Here is a 22526-nt window from a genome sequence, read left to right as displayed (position 1 = left end):
GACTGCCGCGATTTCGCACCTCGTGGGGCTATCGTCAGCGGCAAGAAGTAGTATAATCGCCGACCCGGAACCTGACAAGGCGATCTGCGCGGTTCCACATCACTTTTTCTGCCCGCTTCGCAGCAACTAGGAGGAAGCCGCGTGAAAGCCGCCCAGCTCGTCGCTCCCCAGCAGTTTCAGATCATCGACGTGCCCGTGCCCAACCTCGCCGCAGCAGGCAATGGTGCGGTGCTGATCCGCGTCGAGCGCGCCTGCATCTGCGGAAGCGACATGCCGCACTTCCTCCGCATCCTCGACCGCTACCCGGCTGCCATCGGTCTCTCCATCCACGAGTGCATCGGAACCGTCGTCGAGTCGAAGAGCTCTCGCTTCAAGCCGGGCGACGCCGTCCTGTCGGTTCCGCCGGGACAGCTCGGATTGGCGGAGTACTTCGTCGGAACCGAGGCGAGCACCGTCCACCTGCCACCGGGAGGGTTCAACAGCGAGGTCCTCATGGCGCAACCGCTGGGAACCGTCATGTGGGCGTTCCGAAAGCTGGGGAACCTCATCCACGCCGACACGGTCGTGCTGGGGCAGGGCCCGATGGGTCTGCTGATCGACTCCGTTCTCAGCAACCTGGGAGCCAAGACGGTCATCGGCATCGACCGGATCCCCGAGCGTCTCGCCGCCGCCGAACGCATGCGCGCCACCCATGTCGTCGATGCGACGCGGGAGGACCCCGTCCGGCGCGTCGCCGAGATCACCGGCGGGCGCATGGCAGACCTCATCGTCGAAGCAGTCGGGCACCAGACCGGCACGCTGAACCTCTGCATGCCGCACATCAAGAACGGCGGGACGATCCTCGCGTTCGGCGTGCCCGACGACGACATCTACCCGATCCACTTCCGCGAGTTCTACCACCGGAACCTGCGGCTCATCGGCTCCGTCAGCCCCGAACCCCTCCGCGACTACCCGCTGGCGATCGACATGATCGTTCAGGGGCGCATCGACGTGTCGCCGCTGCTGACGCACGAGATTCCCTTTGACGACGTGCAATACGGCTTCGAGCTCTTCACGCAGCGCAAGGACGGGGCGATCAAGGTCATCCTGCGCTACTGACGCGTCGGTACGTTCGGTACATGGAGACGCCCGGGAACTCTGTGCTCCCGGGCGTCTTGCGGATCGTCCCGATACGATCTACTGGGCGTGCTTGAGGTCTCCCCAGAACGTCGGGAGCTTCCCTGCCGCCTCGACGGCTCGGAACTTCTTGGAGTCCAGGTTGTACTTCAGGTCGCCATCGGGGTCGAACCCGACGAACATCGACCATCCGCCGCCGCGCTCGCTCACCTTGACGAGCAGGGAGTTGTCGCCCTTCTTGAGCGTGACTTCCTTCTCGTCCTGGAAGTTGCCGGCGCCGCGGTTGACGGCGTTGACGTGCGCCACCTCACCGTTGATCCAAATCTTCACCGAGTCGTCACTGCCGGCGAGAAGCTTGCGCTTGCCGTCTGCTGGCGACACGACGTTGATCCACGCGTACGACGAATGGTCGTTGATGTCGCCCGCGCCGAGCTTGAGGGCGTTCATGACGGCGTTCACGTTGTCGCCACCGACTGGGGCGATCTTGCCGGCAGTCCACGTGAGCTTGCCGACCGCATCGCCCTCCTCGACGCCTTCCTTGGCGACGGTCGCCTCATCCCACTTGACCTTCTCCTTGGCGGTCGCCAACGCCAGGGAGTCTTGATTCGTCGCGGCGGCTCCACCGGGTCCGTCGGTGGGAACCATCATCCAGAGCCACGGACCCTCGATCTTGCTCGGTTCCTTGAGAGCCTTCGCCGGATCGTAGTCCTTGCCCGCCGCCTTGAATGCGGCTTCGATGCCCGCGAACATCGACCACCCGCCGCCGCGCTCGCTCACCTTGACCAGCAGCAGGTTGTCGCCCTTCTTGAGATCGACCTTGAACTGATCCTGGAAGTTGTCGGCGCCACGGTCGATGGCGTTCTTGTGGACGACGGCTCCATTGAGCCAGACCTTGATGGAGTCGTCGCTGCCAACCCACATCGTCTTGCTCTTCTGCTCGTTCGCCGCCTCGATCGTGATGAGCGCGTAGGACGAGTGGTCGTTCACGTCGCCTGCTCCCAAGCCGATCTTCGTCACCGTGTCGTTGACGTTGTTGCCGCCCTTGTCGGATATCTCGCCGAGAGTCCACTTGAGCTTGCCGACGGCGTCCCCCTCCTTGGCGCCGTTCTTGGCGACGCCGTCTTCGGTCACCTTGCCGCCGCTCGCCTTGTCGAGCTGGTCCTTGTCCGTCGAGGCGGCTCCGCCCACCCCGGCGTCCGTCGGCGCGATCATCCAGAGCCAGGGGCCCGTGATCTTGAGAACCTGCGCCTGCGCGGAGCCGCTCAACAGCGCTCCTGCCGCAACGACACACATAGCGATCCGTCTCACCGATATGCCCTCCCGTTCGCGTCTTTCGAGCTGTAATGAGTAGAGGAGCAGCACGGAGCTGCTCCTCCGGGGAAGTGCGCCAAACCGACTACCGCGCCGACTTGATCTCAGCCCAGGACGTGCTGAGCTTGCCTGCCGGGCTGACTGCCGTAGCGACGGAGTCGAACGCCAGACCGTCGGCGTCGCGGAATCGGGCCGTCACCCCGAAGCCGCCGCCCTGCTCGCAGACCTTCAGGAGCAGATGGTTCAGCCCGCGCTTGAGGTTCACCTTCGCCTTGTCCTGATCCACCGTAACGCCGCGCAGCGCCGGGTTGCGGTGCACCTCGACGCCATTGAGCCAGACAGCGATCGTGTCATCGCTGCCGACCCAGAACTCCGTGGCGCGATCGTCCGGCGAGAACACGGCGGTGTACCCGTACCAGGTCGTATCGTTGATGTCGCCCGATAGTCCCTGGAACTTCTGACCCCACGGGTTCAGGTTATCGCCCGTCAGGTTCAGGAGAGCTCCCTCCGTCCACGTGTAGCTGCCCATCCTCGTGCCACGCTTGACGCCCTTGGACGCGACGGACTCCTCCGTCATAGCCCCGCCGGACGCCGCTGCGATCAGGTCCGTCGTGCTGGCAGCGACGGCAGCGCCCGCAGCCGGGTTCTTGACCATGACGCCGATGAACGACTCGATGAACTCCGCCTGCACCAGCGGAGGCGCGTCGACGCCGTCCTTCGACGGGTCGGACGAGACCTTCAGACCCGCATGATCGGAGAAGCGGGCGAAGGAGCCCCAGCCGCCGCCCTGTTCCACGATCTTCAGCAGAACGGCGTTCTTGCCGGCAGCAAGCGCGACGCCGACGATCTTGTCCTGATCGCGCCCCGTGCCGCGCAGAGCCGGGTTCCGGTGGACTTCCTTCCCATTGACCCAGACGCCGATGGCGTCGTCACTGCCGACGAACATGTCGAGCGTCTTCGCCGTGGCGCTCGTGACGTAGCACAGCATGTACGCCGTGATATTGTTGTTGTCGACACCGGCCTCGAAGACCGCGTCCAGGTCGATGATGTCCGCGTTGTGCGCCAGCTCGCGCACTTCGAACTTGGCGTCCACGCCGATCTTATCCGTTGGCTTGATCCCATTGGCGACCGTCGAAGCGGTCGTCTCCTTCCACTTTCCCTTGGTCGTCACGTCGAGCCAGTCGTCCTTGATGCCTTCCTTGTCCGCGGCTCCCGTTCCCGGCACCGCCATGATGAGCCAGTTGCGGATCGCGCCGGAACTCGACGTGACCAGCTTCGCGTCCGCGCTGGACGCCCAAGCAGCCAAAACCAACCCCAACACAAGCGCGAGGGTACCTCGCTTTGCCACCTGACTCCTCCTCCAAGTTCTATGCGCACTTGTCTGAGAGACTGGCGTCCGCGATCGTCACCTACGGATCGGCAGACCACCATGGGGAACACATGCACCATCGTAACATGGGCGACACCAGTTAGCAACAGGAATCTGCTACTGTGGACTGCAGTCCGTCCTGGGTGCGCGCGCCGCGCCACATGCGCCCAGCCGATCACAGTGATAGACTCGCCGACCGAACGTGCGACGAGCACCGCTCACGCGAGGAGCGACAGGCGATGGCAAAGACGAAGGTCGGATTCGTGGGCTGCGGCGGCATTGCGAACGCTCACCTGCAGGGACTGGCAAAGCACGTGGATGTCGAGTTGGTCGCTTTCTGCGACGTGGCGGCGCAGCGAGCCGCCGAAGCGAAGGAGAAATACGGAGCCGAGGGCTCCAAGACGTTCACGTCCGCGCGCGACATGTTCGGCGACGTCGCCCTCGACGCGGCGTACTACTGCCTTCCGCCGTTCGCCCACGGCGATGAGCTGATCGCCGTCGAGAAGGACGTTCCCTTCTTCGTCGAGAAGCCAGTTGATCTCGACCTGGGCAGGGCGAAGGAGATCGGCGCGGCGGTTCAGAAGAAGAACCTGCTCTCGGCGACGGGCTACATGAACCGGTACCGCAAGGGCATCCAGGAGGTGCGGAGCCGCCTCCGGAGCGACCCCGCGATCCTCATGTTCGGCGGATGGATCGGCGGAACGCCCCGCAGCAGCGGTTCCTGGTGGATCGACAAGAGCAAGAGCGGCGGGCAGTTCCACGAACAGGTGACGCATACGGTCGATGTCGCGGTCTGGCTGGCTGGAACGCCGGTCGAGATCCATGCCTACGCCGCGACGGGGCTGAACCAGGGCGTTCCCAGCGACTACACCATCGAGGATGCGATGGTCGTCAACATGCGGTTCCCCAACAACGGCGTCGCCAATCTCTGGTCGTCCTGCTCGTCGAACGGCGGGGGCGGGGGCGTCACCCTCAACGTCTACGCGAACCAGATGACCGCGCTCTTCACGGGTTGGGAGCACTCCGTCCGTATCCTCACCGACGGCGGCAAGAACGTCGAGGAGATCAAGGGCGAGGGCGACATCTTCGCCATCGAGGACGACTGCTTCATCCGCGCTGTGCGGACCGGCGACCGCTCGCTCGTGCAGGCGTCCTACGTGGACGGCATCGAGTCGACCAAGGTCACGTTAGCGGCAACCGAATCGTTCCGCAGCGGCAAGCCGGTCGCCATCGGCTGAGCATCGACAGACCGGAGCGCCCCGGGGTACACTCGGGGCGCTTCGTCTAGCCTGGGCAGGGATGAGGAGGCGCGCGCCATGGCTGCGAAGACGGCAAACGACGACGGGCGGGACCGGCGCTCGGTGTTCGGATGGGCGATGTACGACTGGGCGAACTCCGCCTACGCGACGACGCTCGTCACCGCCATCCTGCCAATCTACTTCGCCTCCGTCGTCGTCCCCGCCGACGGCTTCGTTCTCTTCGGAACGCGTTACGCGGCGATGACGCTCTGGGCGTATCTGGTCGGCGCGGCGGCTCTTTTCGTCTTTCTGGCAGCTCCCACGTTGGGAGCCATCGCCGACTTCGCCGGAGCCAAGAAGAAGTTCCTGCTGGGCTTCTGCTACTTCGGCGTCGCCAACGCTCTGATGCTCTGGTTCTGCCGGCAGGGGGACGTCGTCCTGACGATGTGCCTGTTCCTGCTGGCGCACATCGGCTTCGTCGGCGCGAACGTGTTCTACGACGCCTACCTCCCGGACCTGGCGGAACCGGAACGGCAGGACTGGGTATCCACCAAAGGCTTCGCCTACGGATACATCGGCGGCGGCATCCAGTTCGCCATCGCCTTGGCGATCGTCGCCGGGAACGATGCGCTGGACATCAGCCAAGACCTCGCCGCTCGCATCGGCATGGCGATGGCAGCCCTCTGGTGGGGCGGCTTCGCGCTGTTCACGGCGTTCTTCTTGCCTGAGCCCGCCGCGCGCCGCGCGCTGCCCAGTGCCTACGCGCGCATGCCAGTCGGGATGGGGTACGTCGCGCTCGGAGTCTCGAACGTCTTGCGGACCGTTCGCCACGTCGGACGCCTGCGCCAGCTCCTGCTCTTCCTGATCGCCTTCATGATCTACAACGACGGCATTCAGACCGTCATCGAGATGGCGGCGATCTACGGCAAGGACGAGCTCGGGCTCAGCTCGACGGTTCTCATGGTGAGCCTGCTCGTCGTGCAGTTCGTCGCTTTTGGCGGAGCGCTTCTGGCTGCACGAATCGCAGGAACCCTCGGCACGAAGCGCACGATCATCGCGACGCTCGTCGGTTGGTGCGCCGTGGTGCTCTACGCCTACTTCATGCACACGTCTGCCGAGTACTTCGTTCTCGCGCTGGTCGTCGGGCTCGTGCTGGGCGGATCGCAAGCGCTGGGTCGATCTCTCTACTCGAGCATGATCCCGGCGGAGGCGTCGGCGGAGTTCTTCGGCTTCTACTCGGTGTTCAACAAGTTCTCATCGATCTGGGGCCCGGTGCTGTTCGGGTTCATCCGGCACACGACCGGCTCGTCCCGGAACGCCATCGTCTCGCTGATCGCGTTTTTCATCGTCGGGATCGTCCTCCTCTCGTTCGTCGACACCCGCAAAGCGCGCGAGGCGAGCGCGCAGTGGGCTGAGGCGCACCTCCAGACCGGCTGATTCCCATGTCCCCACCGAGCCGACGTGCTACAGTTACCCTCGTCGATGACCGCGCGCCGAGGAAGGGAGTGGCATGTCGGACCTCGGGTTCGACGACGACAGCATCCTCCGGCTCTACTGGGTGAACCGATTCCTCGACGTGACCTCGGAGCCCGAGGATGATCTCGTTGCGATGGTCGTTTCCATCGCGCCGATCACTGAGCTCGTCGAGGCGCTCCAGTCCGACAACGCGGAGGTGCGCTCCCGGGCGACTCAGATGCTCTGGCATCTCTGGATGTCCGCCGCTGGCGATCTGGCATACGACGAGCTCGTCTACGGAATGGACCTGGTCGAGGACGAGCGGTGGGATGAAGCCCTCGGAACCTTCTCGCAGCTCGTCGAAACGCTGCCCGACTTCGCCGAGGCGTACAACAAGCGAGCGACGACCTACTACCTGATGGGGCGCTACGAGGAGGCGATCGCCGACGCCCGGCGGACGATCGAGTTGAACCCGAGCCACTTCGGGGCGTGGCACGGATTGGGGCTGTGTCACATCGCCCGTCAGGAGTGGGAACGCGCCATCAATGCCCTCCTCCGGGCGCAGAAGCTCCAGCCCTTCGCCGAAGAAAACGATCACTTGCTGGCGTACTGCCGCAACATGGCTCGGACTAGCGAGAGCCCCGACAGCAAGGCGGATCCGTAGCGTCGAGAACCCGCAGACGCGCGAGCGCGCCATGGGCATTGAGCGGGATTCGGGCATCGTCATCCGGTCGATCAAGCTGGGCGAGGCGGACCGGATCATCTCGTTCTGCACGCCGAGGTTCGGCAAGGTGCGCGGCGTCGCTCGAGGAAGCCGCCGACCCAAGAGCCGGATGGGAGCCTCGCTGGAGCTCTTCAACGTTGGCGAGCTCGTATTCGTCCGCAAGGCGAACCGGGACCTGGACAGCATCAGCTCGTTCGATGTCTCGGATGCCCACGGGTCGCGCCTGAGGGACCCGCTGCGAGTCGCCTACGCATCGTATCTGGCGGAGCTCACGAGCGAGTTCGTCGTCGAAGAGGACGCGAGCCCGGCGTTGTTCGCCCTCATCTGCGACGCCGTGAGAGCCGTCGAAAGCACGCCGTCGGGTACGGACCTGGCTCCCATCGCGCGTAGCTTCGAGATGAAGCTCCTCACGCTCGCCGGATACGGGCCCCACTTGCGGAGCTGCGTGCGCTGCGGAGCGCCGCTCGCTGACGGCGAAGTCCCGGTCGGGATCGACTCCGGCGGCGCGCTCTGCGCTCGCCATGCGAGCCAAGACCGAACGGTCGTCGTCAGCCGGGGCTCGATCGACGCCTGGCAGTATCTCGCAGCGACGCCGGTCGAAGACGCTGCGGGACGCTCATTGACGCGCCGCGAGGGCATCGAGCTTCGTCACTTGGGGACGATGATGGTCTCGCACCGCACGGAACGCCCGTTGCGATGCGTCGAGCTGATCGAAGCCCTGGAATCGGAAGCCGCATCGGGTTCTTAGAGAGATGTCCATGACGTTTCAGGAAATCATCCGCACGCTGAACGACTACTGGTCGGAGCAGGGCTGCATCATCCAACAGCCATACGATATCGAGGTCGGCGCTGGCACGTTCAACCCCGCCACGTCGCTGCGAACGCTGGGACCCGAGCCGTTCCGAGTCGCTTACGTGGAACCCAGCAGGCGACCTGCCGATGGGCGCTACGGCGAGAACCCATACCGGCTCTGCCACTATTACCAGTACCAGGTGATCCTCAAGCCCGCTCCCGAGGACAGCCAGGACCTCTACCTCGGAAGCCTTCGGGCGCTGGGGCTCGATCCGACGACCAACGACTTCCGCTTCGTCGAAGACGACTGGGAGTCGCCCACGCTCGGAGCGTCGGGTCTCGGATGGGAAGTGTGGTGCAACGGCGCGGAGGTTACGCAGTATACCTACTTCCAGCAGATCGGGAGCATCGAGACCGACCCAATCTGCCTTGAGCTCACCTACGGGCTCGAACGCCTTGCGATGTACCTCCAGGGAGTGGACAGCATCTTCGATGTCCGGTGGAACGAGCATCTGTCCTACGGCGACGTCCACCATCGCACCGAAGTCGAATACACGACGTACTACCTGGAGAAGTCCGATCCCAAGCTGCTCTTCCAGTGGTTCCAAGACTACGAGGCGGAGTGCGCCCGCTGCGTCGAGGCAGGACTCGTGTGGCCCGCGCTCGACTACGTTCTGAAAGCCTCGCACGCATTCAATATGCTCGACGCGCGAGGGGCGATCAGCGTGTCAGAGCGTGTGACCTACGTCGCTCGCGTCAGAACGCTGGCGCGGCGAGTGGCGCGCGCCTACGTCGAACAGCGCGAGTCGATGGAGCATCCGCTGCTCGACCGATGGAGCGAACCCGCCCCGGCCGCACCCGATGCTTCGTCGGCGGAAGAACTGGTCGGCACGCACGCCGACCTGCTGTTCGAGATCGGAACCGAGGAGACACCCGCTGGGTCCGTGCAGCCCGCCCTGTCGCAGCTTCAGGCGCGGATGGCCGACTGGCTCGCTGAACAACGCCTCGAGCACGCCGGCGTCCAAGTGCTGGGAACGCCTCGACGTCTGACCGTCCATGTGAGCCGACTGACGCTCCGGCAACCCGACGCCGACGTGGAGGTGGCGGGTCCGCCCAAGCGCGCCGCCTACGCCGAAGACGGCTCGCCGACCAAAGCCGCGCAGGGCTTCGCGCGTTCCCAAGGCGTCGATCTCGACTCGCTCTACGTCAAGACGACCGAACGCGGCGAATACGCCTTCGCGCGGACGACCGTCGTCGGCGCATCGGCTGCCAGTCTGCTGTCCAGCTTCCTTCCTGAACTCATCAACGGTCTCCGGTTCCCGAAGACGATGCGTTGGAGCGGTCTGCGGTTCGCGCGTCCGATCCGATGGCTGGTCGCGCTCCTGGGGGATCGGGTCGTCGGTTGCCGGCTGGGTCACATCGTGGCGGGCAACGTCACGCGTGGACACCGGTCGCTGGGAGAGCGCCACATTGAGCTGGCGTCTGCCGACCTCCGCACGTACGTCGATACGCTGCGGGAGAACCGCGTCATCGCCGACCGCGACGCGCGCCTTGGCGCCGTGCGCGCCCAGATCGAGGCGGAACTGGAGCGCCTCGGATCGCCCGCATCGGTTGACGATGAACTGCTCGACGAGGTGACCGACCTGGTCGAGTTCCCCGAGGCGGTGGTCGGATCATTCGCCGAAAGCCATCTGGCGGTTCCGTCCGAGGTGCTCATCACGTCCATGAAGCGCCATCAGCGGTACTTCCCGGTCTACCGACCCGATGGATCGCTGCAGGCGAAGTTCATCGCCGTCTCCAACGGGACGCGCGACGGCGAGGCGAACGTGCGCTACGGCAACGAGCGCGTGCTGCGCGCGCGCCTCGAAGATGCCGAGTTCTTCTGGAGAACCGATCAGGCGGAGCCGTTGGCTGTCCGCGTCGATGCACTGTCGCGCGTCACATTCCAGGAGAAGCTCGGATCGCTGGGCGACAAGTCCGAAAGGGTCCGCGCGCTGGTCGCGCACATCGCCGATGAGCTCGCGTTCGATTCGGATGAGCGACGCGACGCCGAATGTGCGGCACGGCTCTGCAAAGCCGATCTGACGACGGCGATGGTGTATGAGTTCCCTGAGCTCCAGGGCATCATGGGACGGCATTACGCGCTCAACTCCGGCGAATCGGCAGACGTCGCCATCGCGATCGAGGAGCATTATCAGCCCCGAGCCGCCGACTCCGATCTGCCGGAATCGCGCATTGGCGCGTCGCTCGCTATCGCCGACCGGATCGATACGATTGTCGGGTACTTCGGAATCGGAATGGCTCCAACCGGTTCCCAGGACCCCTACTCGCTGCGACGCCAAGCTATCGGCGTCTGCCGGATGCTGCTGGAGATCGGGCTTCCGCTTCGGCTGCGAAGCCTACTCGAAAGCGCTTCGGGCGCGTACGGCGACCGGATCGCCGGCGACACGGCGGACCGAGTGACCGAGTTCTTCCGCTCGCGCTTGGAGGTGATTCTGGGCGAACGCGGACACGCCTACGACGAGGTCGAAGCCGTCCTTGCCCCCGGGTTCGACCGGATCGACCAGCTTCCGGCGCGTCTCGACGCGCTCCGCGCCTTCCGCGAGTCGGACGACTTCGCGCGCATCTACCCGGCGCTGAACCGCGTGCTGCGCATCATCCCGCCGGAGGCGACCGGCACGCCGCGTCAGGGCTCCCTGAAGGAACCCGCCGAGGTGAACCTGTCCAGGCTGCTCAAACTGCAGAGGACACAGCTCGACGAAGCGCTCATCGCCCGGAACTACGCCGAGCTCATCAAGCTGTTGGGGAACCTGCAGGCGAACATCGACGCGTTCTTCGATGCGGTGCTCGTGATGGACCCCGACCCGGACGTACGGGCGAACCGGCTGGCTCTTCTGCGGCAGATCGCGACGTACATCCTGGCGGTGGCGGACGTATCGAAACTGGTTCTCTCCGGTGCCGCGCGCTGACGCGCGGCGAGGTGACACGGTTCTACGAGGAGGTAGACGATGAGCGCATCCAGCGCCCTTCCCGATCTCTCTGCGCCCTACCCGCTGACCGAAGCGCAGTGCATTACCTACCGCTCGAAGGGGCACATTCTGCTGCGCGGCGTGGCAAACGACGCCGAGATCGGTGCGTATGGCGAAGTCATCCGCGCCGCTGCGTATCGTCACAGCAAGGAGTCCCGTCCCATCGAAGAACGGGACACCTACGGACGCGCGTTCCTCCAGGTGATGAACCTGTGGATCGACGACGCCAGCGTGCGGCAGTACGTCTTCGCCAAGCGCTTCGCCAAGATCGCCGCCGACTTGATGGGGGTGTCCTCGGTGCGCCTCTACCACGATCAGGCGTTGTTCAAGGAACCGGGAGGCGGCCACACGCCCTGGCATCAAGACCAGTACTACTGGCCCCTGGGAACCGACAACACGGTCACGATGTGGATGCCCCTCGTCGATCTCTCGCCTGAGATGGGCACGATGCGCTTCGCGGACGGTTCGCACCAACAGGCGTACCGCGCGACCATCGGCATCTCTGACGAGTCCGAGGCGGCACTGGGCAGGCTCGTCGCCGGAACCGGGCTGCCCGTCACGCAGACGCCGGCAATGCGAGCGGGAGACGCGACATTCCACTCAGGATGGACGCTCCACGCCGCGAGCGGGAATCCGACGTCGCGGGCTCGTGAAGTGATGACCGTCATCTACTTCGCAGACGGCGCGACGGTTCTGGAACCCGACAACGACAATCGGAAGGCGGATCTGGAGTGGTGGCTCCCGGGTCTCAATCCGGGAGAACTCGCGGCGAGCCCGATCAACCCTGTGCTGTATCAGCGGTAGCCCACGGCGGCGGCGGGCATCAGGCGGCGCTGGCTTCCGGCTCGGATCGCGACCGGAAGTCGGTCTGGGTCAGGTCGAGGAACACCTGTTCGACCGACTGGCGCACCTCGCGCATTTCCAGCAGGTCCGCGCCAGCGGCGACGACCGCGCGGACGATCTCCGGGCGAGGATCGGCGTCGGGAGCGCAGGCGAGCGTCCAAGCGTCGTTCTCGTCATCGCCAGATGCGTCGACCGAGACGACGCCAGGAACCGCTGCAAGGCGTCCCTGTACCTCCGATGGCTTGCCCCGAACCTCGACGCGAACGACCGCGGCGGAACCGTACTCGATGACGGAGCCATCCGGTCGGCGAACCGACTTCACCTCGCCGCGTGCATCCAGCGCGACATCCCCGACGAGCCTGCCTTCCGCGATCACCAGAAGGCGCTGACAGGTCATGCTCGCCTCCGGCAGGATGTGCGTGCTCAAAATGACGGTTCGGGACGCGCCGAGCTCCCGAATGAGCTGGCGGATCTCGATGATCTGCGACGGGTCCAACCCGCTCGTCGGCTCGTCGAGCACCAGCACGTCCGGGTCGTGGATCAGCGCCTGTGCCAGTCCGACTCGCTGCCGATACCCCTTGGACAACTGCCCGATGATCCGGTTCCGCACATCGCCCAGCCCGCAGACCTCCAGAACGGCGTCCAGGCGCGTGCGTCGGAGCGACACGGGCAGGCTCTTGATCTCTCCGACGAACCGGAGATACGAAACCACCGACATCTCCAGATAGATGGGCGGCGACTCCGGCAGGTACCCCGTGTGACGGCGAACTTCGAGCGAGTCCTTCAGCACGTCGTACCCGCAGACACTCGCCGTGCCCGACGTAGCCGGCATGCTGCACGTCAGCACGCGCATCGTCGTGGTCTTACCCGCGCCGTTGGGTCCGAGAAACCCCACCACCTCGCCTCGTGCCACGGAGAACGACACGTCTTCGATGCCGACATAGGTTCCGTAGTGTTTCGTTAAGTCACGCGCTTCGATCATCGTGTCCATGTCGCGTCTCCGACGGTCCGGCGGGGTTAGGCGTCGTGGAACTTGTACCCGACGCCCCACACGGTCTTGATGTAGGTCGGCTCCGAAGCGTCCGGCTCGATCTGCTCGCGCAGGCGTCGGATGTGGACGTCAACCGTGCGGGGACCCACGGCATAGCTCGTTCCCCACACGCGGTCGATGAGCTGGGAACGCGAAAACACTCGTCCCCGGTGCTGCATGAGGAAGTGGAGCAGGTCGAACTCGCGGGCAGTCAGGTCGGTCAACTCGCCATTGACGCGGACCTCTCGCCGACCGACGTCGAGGTGCACGCCTCGGTAGTCGATTGTCTCCCCCGGTTCGTCGGCAAACTCCCCGGGCTCTGGATACGACCGACGGAGCACGGCGCGAAGCCGCGCGAGCAGCTCGCGCGGATTGAACGGCTTGATGATGTAGTCGTCTGCGCCCAGTTCGAGCCCGACGATCTTGTCGACGTCTTCGGTGCGCGCGGTGACCATGACGATCGGGAGCCTGGACTCGCGGCGGATGCGCCGACAGACCTCCAAGCCGTCGACCTTCGGCATCATGACATCGAGCAGGATCAGGTGCAGACGGTCCGCCGGGCTGGCATCCGGGGCTGCGCTGGCGCTATACACGCCGAGCGTCGCCTCGCCGTCGTAGGCACGCACAGTCTCATAGCCCTCATCCTGGAGATAGGCGTCGACGAAATCGACAATGTCGGCGTCGTCGTCGGCGATTAGGATGCGGTACGGGCGAGAGTTCATCGGTGTCTCCTGGACTCGGCAATCGTGGTGGCGTCAGCGCACGACGACGAGTACTCCGTTGCGAACGACACGACTCGCGCCACTCAGGGTCGGCGTTCGGGCGATCACTTGGTACACGTAGGGCCCGATCGGTACGGGGCGGCCACTTCGGTCGCTGCCGTCCCACTCCAAGATGAGCACGGAAGATGCGACCTCAGCGCGATCCGCGAGGGTCTCGATCAGCTTGCCGCGCGTGTCGAAGAGCTGCACCGTGACCTCCGACCACGTGCCCGACTCGCTCGGCGGCAGCGCGACGGCAAGGCGTGTTGTGTCCGCAACGCCGTCTCCGTTCGGAGAGAACGGGTTCGTGCTCCAGCGCACGTCGATCTCGCGGCGCGGCGCGCCCGTAGGAGACAGCGGCACGATCGCCATGCGCGGCAACGTGCCGAGCTCGATTTGCACGATGCGCTCGCCCGACGATGGCAGGCGCTCCGCGCGCGCGCCCGACCAGATCCACTCTCCCGTCTGTCGCTGCCAGAGGAACAGTCCCACGTCGCTGTCCAGGGCAACTCCAGCTTCCGACAGGTCCTCATCATACAGACGCATTTCGACCCGCACCGGCTTAACAAAGCCGATCTCGGGGACCACCTGCTGAGCCAGGATGCGAGCGCCGGTCGTGTCGTAGAATTCGATCTCGTTGATCTGGACGTTGTTGGGCTGCTTGGTCTCCTCGATGACCAACTCGATCCAACGGACGCTGGGCCCAGTCGGAATGGCAACCGTCGTCTGACGATCACCGAAGCCGGTGATCAGGCTCGACGGCGCTGCATTCCCGATCCTGCCTTCGACAGGCTGGTAGTCTGCACCGTCGAGCGAAGCAAGGATGCGCATCGCCTGAGGCGCATAGGAGCGAACGCCGTCGTGTCGGGCGTGGATGACCAGGCTCCCCAGGTTTGCGGTCCGCTCCAAGTCAACACGCCATCGGACCGGCATCGGAGTCAGGTTCGACACCCACGTGGAAGGGAAGTCTCGGATGCCATCCACGGCGAGCGACGGCGGCTGACCCGGCAGCGATGCGGTGGCTTCCGCCCGGTAGGAGGTCTGCAGGCTCCCCTCGAATCGGTAGAGGAGAACGGGACGATGTGGCACGTAGCTCCGTCCGACTCGGACCGGGACCTCCAGCGACGCCGCATCCTCCTGCACGATACGCACACGACGAAGCGTCGCCGGCGCAGACGTCGATGGGATCGTGATCGAGACGTGAGCCCCGTCGCTCAGCACCACTTGCTGAGCGCTGTTGCCTGCGCCTGACAGGAGCGCCGAGACCAACGTCACCGGAATGGTGACGGTCTCCGATCCCGGAGTGCTCCCAGCCGAGGCAGCCGACGACTCGGTCGCGGCGACCGACACCAGATTGCTCCCCTCGCGCAGAAGAACGGTCAATGCGAAGGGAGCCCTTCCGCTCGTCGTGTCGAGGATGGACCGAACTTGCGCGACACGAGTCGGGACTTCGCCCCCAGACGGCTCCCGTACGGACACCGACGAGACGCGCACGACGGGGCGACCGCTGTCCGGCGACCGCTGCCAGCCCGTCACCCATTCGAGCAGCAGGAACCTTCCGGTAGCAGGAACCGGTAGGTCCACGCGGGCGATGCCGTCCGGGGAACCGACACCCGATGCGCTCGGCAGTCGCACGGGCGGCGAGAAGAGAGAGCCGTCTGCGGAGATGCTCGCGAGCAGTTCGCGAGGTCCGAACGAGTAGCGGCTCCCGTCCAGCTCGATAATGACCGGCGCGATCTCGATGCGCCCCACCTTACGGGAGGAACTTCCCAGGTCGAGCAGGATCGCGTCGACGATGAGCTCGGTCTCCGCGAGGTCCGGGAGCCCATTCGGACTGTCGATGTCCAGGCGCACGGTTGGCGCGTCGGATGTGACGTATCCGGCGAGACGGAGCTCCGGATCGTTTGTGACGAACTTGCCGTCGCGAAATCGGTACTCCGAGTGCGGCGTCACCATGTGCATCGTGACCGCCGCCTGAGCCGGGGAGCTCAGCGCGCACGCGAGCGCGACAAGCCCGGTGATCACCAGTCTGGCGCGGCTCGGAAGCCTAGGCGCGCGCGCGACACAGCGCGAGAACGCGGTCGACGAGGGCATCCTTGGGGTTCCACTCCACGGCGATGTCCAGCGTCCAGTATTCGAAGTCGGAGACACCCAGCCACTTCGCCTCGTCCTTCGCCGTCGTTACGATGCGCGAGCCGCGTGCCAGAGCCGCCAGGCGCGCCATGTCGTGGGGCGAGTAGCGGTGGTGGTCCGCAAAGCCGAGCAAGCGGGCATCTGCCCCGAGCCGCCGGACCATGCTCAGGAACGATGAAGGACGTCCGATACCACAGACTGCCGTGACATGGGCGCCAAGAAGACACGCGAAGTCGAGGCATTCGTCCGAGCCGCCGCGCCGAAGGCGTACGGGCACATGAATCGACTCGACCACCGGCACGAGCGGAGCCAGACGCCGGATCGCCTCGATGGCATGATCGTCGCGCTGATCCGCGTGGCTCAAGACGATCGCGTCCGCGCCGGCGATTGCCGATGGGGGTTCGCGCAATCTCCCGGCAGGGAGCACGCGCCCGTTGTCGAACGGCGACGCGGCATCGAGGACGACGATGTCCATGTCTCGCGCGAGCCGGTGATGCTGAAAACCGTCGTCCACGATAAGGCAACCGAGAGGGACGGCGCAAGCGAGCGCGGACGCCGCCTCGGACTTGACGTGACCGGTGGCGAGCGGGATCGCCGGATGCGCGCGGGCGAACATGGCGACCTCGTCCGCGACCGACCGGAGGTCAGCCGTCAGTCGGCGACCGTCCGAGACGACCGTCGGAGGCTGCCGACGGGTCGGAGAGCCATACGAGCCCATCACGACGCCCACGTGACAACCCGCTGCCGACAGCCTCGTCACCAGGGCGGCGACAGTCGGCGTCTTGCCGGTCCCGCCGACAGCCAGGTTGCCAACCGAGACGACCGGAACGTCGAGCCGTACACGATCTGGCGGGGGCTGCCCCCTCCGACGCGATGCGACGGAAGCGACTGCCCAGCTCAGCGGAACTAAGACCGGTGAGGCAAGCCACATCGCTGGCGTCATGTTGTCGCTCGCGATGCCGCTACGGTCAGAACGGCTTCAGCCGCGCGCGCCGTCGAGCCGCCGTCACCAACAGCCCTGGCGACCTTCGCGAGCGCATCCCTCTGCGCGCCTCGAGCTTCGGCAGAGGTCAACAGGCGCTCGCATTCGGCGGCGATCCGCTCCGGGGTCACGTCGTTCTGCAGCAGCTCAGGCACGACATCGGTTCCGGCGATGAGGTTCGGCAGCGCGCTCGTCCTTACGCGCACCAGCCGTCGCGCAATGGTGAACGTGAGCGCCGACAGCCGGTAGACGACCACCATCGGCACTCCGAGCAACGCCGCTTCCAGCGTCACGGTTCCCGACGCAGCGACGACGACGTCGCATGCCCGGATCGCGTTGTACGTGTCGTTGTGAACGGCATGGATGGGCGCCTGGCCTTCGAAGGCTGCCAGATGATCCGCCACCGACGCTCGCACGCTCGGAGCACACGGCAGCAGGAACCGCCGAGACGGATCCGCCGTGACGAGTCTCTCCGCAGCGCCGAGGAGTGAACCCATCAGTGCGTCGATCTCGCGGCGGCGGCTGCCCGGCAGCAGACCGACCGTCGGAGCCCCCGGCGGCATGCCGAACCGTTCCCGAGCCGCGTCGCGATCCAGCGGATGCGCGTCCCGGATGACGTCCACGAGCGGGTTCCCGACATCTTCGACGGTCGCGCCGCAGGATCGGTAGAACGCCGCCTCGAACGGGAGGATGCAGATGACACGTTCCGCCATCTTCGCAACGGCGGGACCCCGACGACGACGCCACGCCCACGCCTTCGGCGGGATGAAGTAGACGACCGGAACCCCCGAGCCGCGCACGCGCTGTCCGAGGCGCATGTTGAAGTCCGGGAAGTCGATCAGCACCACCACGTCGGGTCGGCGCGATTCGATGGCACGGCACAGCAGGCGCAGCTTCCGCAGGAAGGCGGGTATCGCGCGAACCACCTCGGTCAAGCCCATGATCGAGCTGTCGGCGATGTCGATGACGAGCTCGACCCCGGCGGCGCGCATCTTGTCGCCGCCCATCCCGAACACCGAGGCATTCGGTTCCTGCTGGCGGATGGCGCCCACGAGCGCCGCGCCATGCAGGTCGCCGCTCGATTCTCCGGAGCAGACGCATATGCACGGCGAACGCGCCACGAGTGAGCTCCAGTCGGCAGGCGATGCGAACCGCTAGCGACCACTCGATCCGGCGAGGTAGTCGCGGAGCCTCGCCGCTCCTTTGGCGACGTCCTCGTCACGCGTCGCCACGGAGATTCGGATGTATCCTTCGGCGCGGGGCCCGAAGGTGGCTCCGGGAGCCACGGCGACGTGCGTTTTCTCGAGACAGTCGCGGACGAGATCGAACGACGCCATGCCCATGTGCGACGTGGAGACGAGAACGTAGAACGCGCCGGCAGGCTGATAGCCCACCAGGTTCGTTCCGCCGAACGCCTCCACGACCGTGCGCTGTCGGCGCGCATAGGCGGCGACCATCTGCTCGACGCAGTCCTGCGGACCTGCCAAAGCCGCTTCCGCCGCCTTCTGCGACACGGACGGAGCGCAGGAGTAGTACGGTTCCTGCAAGAGCGTCATCAGCTTCGCGATGGGCTCCGCCGCGACAGCGAACCCCACGCGCCAGCCGGTCATCGCATAGGACTTGGAGAAGCTGAACGCCGAGACGACGCGCCCCGCCGTGTCGAAGCGCCCCGGGCTGACATGCTCTCCGTCGAACACGAGCTTCTCGTACGCCTCGTCGGAGAGGATGTAGAGCCCGGCGTCATCGGCGAGCGCCACCAACTCCCGCATCACGTCGCCTGGTATCACCGCCCCTGAGGGGTTCCCCGGCGAGTTGATGACGAGCAGCTTCGTCCGGTGAGTGATCCGCCGGGCGATCTCGTCGATTCGAGGCACGAAGCCGTCCTCCTCGTGCAACGCATAGGCGATGGGCGTCGCGCCCCGCGCGTGGGTCAGCATCGCGTAGTTCGTCCAACCGGGTTCGGGCACGAGCACTTCGTCTTCGTGATCGACCAGCGCGACGAACGTGCTCGCAACCGCCCCCTCGGAGCCGACTGTCACGACGATGTTGGAGGCGTCCGCATCGATGAGGTTCTCGCGGCGAACCTTCTCGGCGCAGGCAGCCCGCAGCGACGGGAAACCCGCGTTCGGCGTATACGCCGTGTAGCCGTCGAGGGCAGCGCGATGTGCCGCTTCGACGATATGCGGCGGCGTCCGAAAGTCGGGCTGACCCACCTCCAGATGGATGGCATCCGGGATCTTCGCGGCGAGGTCCATGACCATGCGGATGCCGGAGATGGGCATTCGGCTCGTGCCGGACGCGAAGGGCTTCGTCGCGCTCATAAAGACAACACTCCAACGGTTTGACGGCTGCCCAAGAGCTGGTGCACCGACGCTCTCATCGGATTCCAGCCCAAGCGGCGTTCACCTCGGCTCCGAAGAGCAACAGGAGCGAGGACAAGTAGAACCAGGTCATCATCATGATGAGGCCGGCGATGGCTCCGTAGACGCTGCTGTAATGGGCGAACCCCGTCACGTACGCGCTGAATAGGCCCGTCATCGCGATCCAGAACACGCTGAACGTGAGCGCTCCGGGCCACGCGCGTTTGAGCGTGACGGATCGAGAGGGAACCAGCATGTACAGCAGCATCGTGCTGAAGGTCATCATGATGAAGGCGAGGGGCCAGCGCAGCGTGTCGAGCGTCCCGGAGACGACGTTCGCCAGCCCGAGAGCCGACTCCACGAGCCGCGCCGTCCGACCTCCGAAGACGAAGAGATTGAACGAGAGCGCCGACGCGAATCCGAACACGACGACGACCGCCAACGCCTTGGCGCGGCGGACGAAATACGCCGCGACCAACGAGCGCGTGTCCGGTTCCCGGTAGACGACGCTCAGCGACTTCAGGAACACGTTCATGAAGTTCGACGCCACCCACAGCAGGACGAGCGAGGTTCCCAACGTGAACACGCCCGACAACCGGCTCAGGACGAGCAGTTCCACGTTCGCCTGAACGAGGTCCATCATCTCGCGGGGCAGATGGCGCTCCGCGACGCGCATGAGCTGGGCGACCAGGTTCGCCGTCCCGAGCCGCTGCACGAGCGCCGCGAGCAGCAACAGCCCGGGAAAGATCGAGAACATGGCGTTGTACGCCATCTGCGTCGCGAATCCCGCGACGTCGTCCTCCCAGACGCCGACGAACGCACGAGGGTACATCCGCAGCAGGCGTCGATGGAGAGGACGCTTGGCGCCGTTCTGGACTGACATAGGCGGCTCGTTCCGTACCTCTGCTCGAATGGCAACCGACACGAACCGGGCGAGCGAGCCCGTCGCGAAGCGCCTTCCGAGCAAGTTTGCGCCACTGGCTCCGGGTCACGTATGCCTTTCCCGGATATATCGGACGATCTCCGATGCCATCTCGTACTTGCCCAGCATCGGGATGATGTAGATTCCGGTGAACCCCGCATCGACAGCGACGTCGACAGCCTCTTTGGCTATGCGCACGCCCTCGGCGAGCGGGTCGACGGCCGATCGCATTCGTTCGCGCACCTCGTCCGACAAGCGGATTCCCGGCACTTCGTTGTGGAGGAACTCGGCGTTCCGATGGCTGACCAGCGGCAGAATCCCGACGAAGATGTGGCAGTCGGTCTGGCGCGTCTTCTCGCGCAGTTCGTGAACCATCTCTGGCGTCGCGGGCGGCTGCGTCATCGCGAACGTTGCGCCGAGCGACACCTTCTTCTCGAGTCGTCGGAGCTCGGCGTCCATCCGCGCGCGGTTCGGGCTCAGGGCTCCTCCGATGACGAAGTCCGTCGGGCTCCCGAGGGGTTCGCCACGGGCGTTCTCCCCGCGATTCATCCGCGCCATCAGTTCGATGAGCCCAAACGAGTTCGTGTCGAACACGGATGACCCGCCGGTTCCGTCGAGCGAGACGGGATCGCCCGTCACGGCGAGGATGTGCCGGATGCCCAGCGCCGACGCGCCCATCAAGTGCGATTGCTGACCGATCAGGTTGCGGTCGCGGCAAGTGAGGTGGCAGATCGCCGTCGTGCCCGCGTCGCGTTGGATCAGGTGGCTGAGGGCGAAGCTGCTCATCCGTACCGAGGCGAGCTGATTCTCCGCGATGCTGACCGCGTCTGCTCCGAGCTCGCGCAGTTCCTGGCTCACGCGGATTGGCTTGCGGAACTGCATGCCGCGCGGAGGATCGACCTCGACGATGATGCGGATGCGATGCGGGCTCGCTTCGAGGAAATTCGCCGGGCGATCCGACCCGCTGTCGGAACGCTTCGCGCGCTTGCGCGGCGATGGCTCCGGCTCGGGCGTCGCGATGGCATGCCGTTCGGTCGGGCGCCGCCCATCGAGTCTTCGCGACATCTCCCAGACATGCTCGGGCGTCGTCCCGCAGCACCCGCCGATCAGTGCGACGCCGGCGTCCACCATCTCGACAGCGAGTTCGCCGAAGTAGGAGGCGTTGTTCGTGTAGAGGAACCGTCCGTCCACGTAGCGCGCGTAGCTCGCATTGGGGAACGCCGACAGCGGACGATCCGTCATTCCCGCCATCGAACGAAGGATGCGCGAGAGCTCGAGCGGTCCGCTAGGTCCGCAGTTGCCGCCGATCACATCGGCGCCCGCGTCCTCCAGGGCTCGCACGACTCGATGGACGTCCTCGCCTCCCGAAGTTCTGCCACGTCCATAGAACGCCATCTGCGCGATGACCGGCGTCGGGCTCAGCGACTTCGCCACGCGCAGCGCCGCCAGCAGCTCTCCGAGCTCGGAGAAGGTCTCCAGGACCACCGCATCGACGCCGGCTTCGATCAGCGCTTCGAGCTGCTCTCCGAACAGCGATGCGACGTCTTCGTCCGCGTCGGGTCGTCCTTTGCCCAGCGGGCCCACGGAACCGAGGACGTAGATTTCCTCGCCGGCAACCTCGCGGGCGAGTCTGACCCCTGCCGCATTGATCGCCGCGACGCGGTCTTCGAGCTGACTCGCCGCCAACTTGGTGCGGTTGGCTCCGAACGTGTTCGTCTCGATGACCCGCGCTCCGGCGGCGATGTAGTCCGCATGGACGCGGCGCACGAGCGCCGGGTTCGACAGATTCGCCGCCTCGAAGCTGGAGTCGAGCGGCATCCCCTGGGCGTGCAGATAAGAGCCTATACCGCCGTCTCCGATGAGCACGGCTTCTCGTATACGATCCATGAATGGGACTGAGGGCACGATGATGTCACTCCCGGTCGCATGAGCGAACGAGGCGGCACGATACTACCACGCCCGCTGCGACCGGCAAAACACCGTCAGCGCCGAGCGACGCCATGCAGAGCTTCCGTCGCCGACGACCACTACCTAGAATAGAAGGCACAACCTCAGCCGCAGAGGAACACTTCGCGCCAGGAGGAGAGGCAGAATGTCCAGTTGGTTGCTCTCGCTCGCCGTGCTGGCTGCTGTCCCGACCGATCCCGTCAGCCGCTCTGAAGACCAGGTCCTCCCTCCCGGCGTGCGAGTCGTGTGGGACCTCGCCGATGCCCATCGGCGCGAAACCTCCACGCGCGGGGAAGTCTCGCTCAACGGTCTGTGGCGATGGCAGCCTGCCAAGAATCTTACCGACGCCATCCCGACCGAGGCGTGGGGATACTGCCGCGTGCCAGGACCGTGGCCCGGATCGCGCGGCAACTACATGTGGCGCGACTCGCAGACCAGCTATCCGCACCCCGACTGGGCGAGCGATGACCTCCGACTCGCTGATATGGCGTGGTACGAACGCGAGATCATGGTT

Annotated in this window: 18 protein-coding genes; 8 read left to right on the top strand and 10 right to left on the bottom strand. The window is 65.6% G+C overall.

The genetic code is table 11. The features are described 5' to 3' along the window. Nucleotides 1–141: 141 nt before the first annotated feature. Nucleotides 142–1098 carry a zinc-binding dehydrogenase gene (locus FJZ36_01830; protein MBM3213649.1) on the top strand — a complete coding sequence of 319 codons (957 nt, stop codon included), beginning with the start codon at nucleotides 142–144 and terminating at the stop codon, nucleotides 1096–1098. 78 nt (nucleotides 1099–1176) lie between these two features. On the opposite strand, the gene FJZ36_01825 is transcribed toward FJZ36_01830, so the two are convergent. Beyond that, on the bottom strand, nucleotides 1177–2424 hold the full coding sequence (locus FJZ36_01825) for a hypothetical protein (GenBank protein MBM3213648.1): 1248 nt from the start codon (nucleotides 2422–2424) through the stop codon (nucleotides 1177–1179). Between the two features lie 88 nt (nucleotides 2425–2512). After that, on the bottom strand, nucleotides 2513–3775 hold the full coding sequence (locus FJZ36_01820; GenBank protein ID MBM3213647.1) for a hypothetical protein: 1263 nt from the start codon (nucleotides 3773–3775) through the stop codon (nucleotides 2513–2515). 143 nt (nucleotides 3776–3918) lie between these two features. Here FJZ36_01820 and FJZ36_01815 point away from each other — a divergent pair, with 143 nt between their 5' ends. The 6 genes from FJZ36_01815 to FJZ36_01790 all read left to right on the top strand — a co-directional run bounded on the left by FJZ36_01815 (nucleotide 3919) and on the right by FJZ36_01790 (nucleotide 11838). Continuing rightward, nucleotides 3919–5034 carry a Gfo/Idh/MocA family oxidoreductase gene (locus tag FJZ36_01815; protein ID MBM3213646.1) on the top strand — a complete coding sequence of 372 codons (1116 nt, stop codon included), beginning with the start codon at nucleotides 3919–3921 and terminating at the stop codon, nucleotides 5032–5034. A 78-nt stretch (nucleotides 5035–5112) separates the two neighbouring features. Next, nucleotides 5113–6471, top strand: coding sequence for an MFS transporter (locus tag FJZ36_01810; GenBank protein MBM3213645.1), 1359 nt, complete (start codon nucleotides 5113–5115; stop codon nucleotides 6469–6471). A gap of 73 nt (nucleotides 6472–6544) precedes the next feature. Continuing rightward, on the top strand, nucleotides 6545–7153 hold the full coding sequence (locus FJZ36_01805; GenBank protein ID MBM3213644.1) for a tetratricopeptide repeat protein: 609 nt from the start codon (nucleotides 6545–6547) through the stop codon (nucleotides 7151–7153). Further along, the gene (gene recO / locus FJZ36_01800) at nucleotides 7035–7961 is read left to right on the top strand and encodes a DNA repair protein RecO (protein MBM3213643.1); all 927 of its coding nucleotides are present in this window, start codon (nucleotides 7035–7037) and stop codon (nucleotides 7959–7961) included. Before FJZ36_01805 ends, recO begins: the two co-directional genes overlap by 119 nt. A gap of 4 nt (nucleotides 7962–7965) precedes the next feature. Next, nucleotides 7966–10974 carry a glycine--tRNA ligase subunit beta gene (locus FJZ36_01795; GenBank protein ID MBM3213642.1) on the top strand — a complete coding sequence of 1003 codons (3009 nt, stop codon included), beginning with the start codon at nucleotides 7966–7968 and terminating at the stop codon, nucleotides 10972–10974. Nucleotides 10975–11013: 39 nt separating this feature from the next. Then, the gene (locus FJZ36_01790; protein ID MBM3213641.1) at nucleotides 11014–11838 is read left to right on the top strand and encodes a phytanoyl-CoA dioxygenase family protein; all 825 of its coding nucleotides are present in this window, start codon (nucleotides 11014–11016) and stop codon (nucleotides 11836–11838) included. A gap of 19 nt (nucleotides 11839–11857) precedes the next feature. On the opposite strand, the gene FJZ36_01785 is transcribed toward FJZ36_01790, so the two are convergent. From FJZ36_01785 to FJZ36_01750, 8 genes are all read right to left on the bottom strand, one after another. Continuing rightward, complete coding sequence (locus tag FJZ36_01785; GenBank protein MBM3213640.1) at nucleotides 11858–12859, bottom strand: ATP-binding cassette domain-containing protein; 1002 nt, start codon at nucleotides 12857–12859, stop codon at nucleotides 11858–11860. Nucleotides 12860–12894: 35 nt separating this feature from the next. Continuing rightward, nucleotides 12895–13629 carry a response regulator transcription factor gene (locus FJZ36_01780; protein ID MBM3213639.1) on the bottom strand — a complete coding sequence of 245 codons (735 nt, stop codon included), beginning with the start codon at nucleotides 13627–13629 and terminating at the stop codon, nucleotides 12895–12897. Between the two features lie 33 nt (nucleotides 13630–13662). Next, a complete protein-coding gene (locus FJZ36_01775; protein ID MBM3213638.1) occupies nucleotides 13663–15762 on the bottom strand; it encodes a hypothetical protein in 2100 nt (699 codons plus the stop codon). Beyond that, complete coding sequence (gene lpxK / locus FJZ36_01770) at nucleotides 15716–16744, bottom strand: tetraacyldisaccharide 4'-kinase (GenBank protein MBM3213637.1); 1029 nt, start codon at nucleotides 16742–16744, stop codon at nucleotides 15716–15718. Before lpxK ends, FJZ36_01775 begins: the two co-directional genes overlap by 47 nt. Beyond that, complete coding sequence (locus FJZ36_01765) at nucleotides 16741–17904, bottom strand: lipid-A-disaccharide synthase (protein ID MBM3213636.1); 1164 nt, start codon at nucleotides 17902–17904, stop codon at nucleotides 16741–16743. The genes lpxK and FJZ36_01765 overlap by 4 nt, the downstream gene beginning before the upstream one ends. 33 nt (nucleotides 17905–17937) lie before the next feature. After that, nucleotides 17938–19104 (bottom strand): aminotransferase class I/II-fold pyridoxal phosphate-dependent enzyme, encoded by a 1167-nt coding sequence (locus FJZ36_01760; GenBank protein ID MBM3213635.1) that lies wholly within the window; start codon nucleotides 19102–19104, stop codon nucleotides 17938–17940. A 55-nt stretch (nucleotides 19105–19159) separates the two neighbouring features. Next, the gene (locus FJZ36_01755; protein MBM3213634.1) at nucleotides 19160–20026 is read right to left on the bottom strand and encodes a YihY/virulence factor BrkB family protein; all 867 of its coding nucleotides are present in this window, start codon (nucleotides 20024–20026) and stop codon (nucleotides 19160–19162) included. Nucleotides 20027–20131: 105 nt separating this feature from the next. Beyond that, on the bottom strand, nucleotides 20132–21952 hold the full coding sequence (locus FJZ36_01750; GenBank protein MBM3213633.1) for a bifunctional homocysteine S-methyltransferase/methylenetetrahydrofolate reductase: 1821 nt from the start codon (nucleotides 21950–21952) through the stop codon (nucleotides 20132–20134). Between the two features lie 205 nt (nucleotides 21953–22157). Between FJZ36_01750 and FJZ36_01745 the strand changes: the two genes are divergently transcribed. After that, a partial coding sequence (locus FJZ36_01745; GenBank protein ID MBM3213632.1) for a hypothetical protein occupies nucleotides 22158–22526 on the top strand: 369 nt, incomplete at its 3' end.

The sequence above is a fragment of the Candidatus Poribacteria bacterium genome (assembly GCA_016866785.1).
GTDB lineage: Bacteria > Poribacteria > WGA-4E.
Note: the sequence above shows the minus strand (reverse complement) of the source record. Positions and strands in the feature narration are given on the sequence as shown.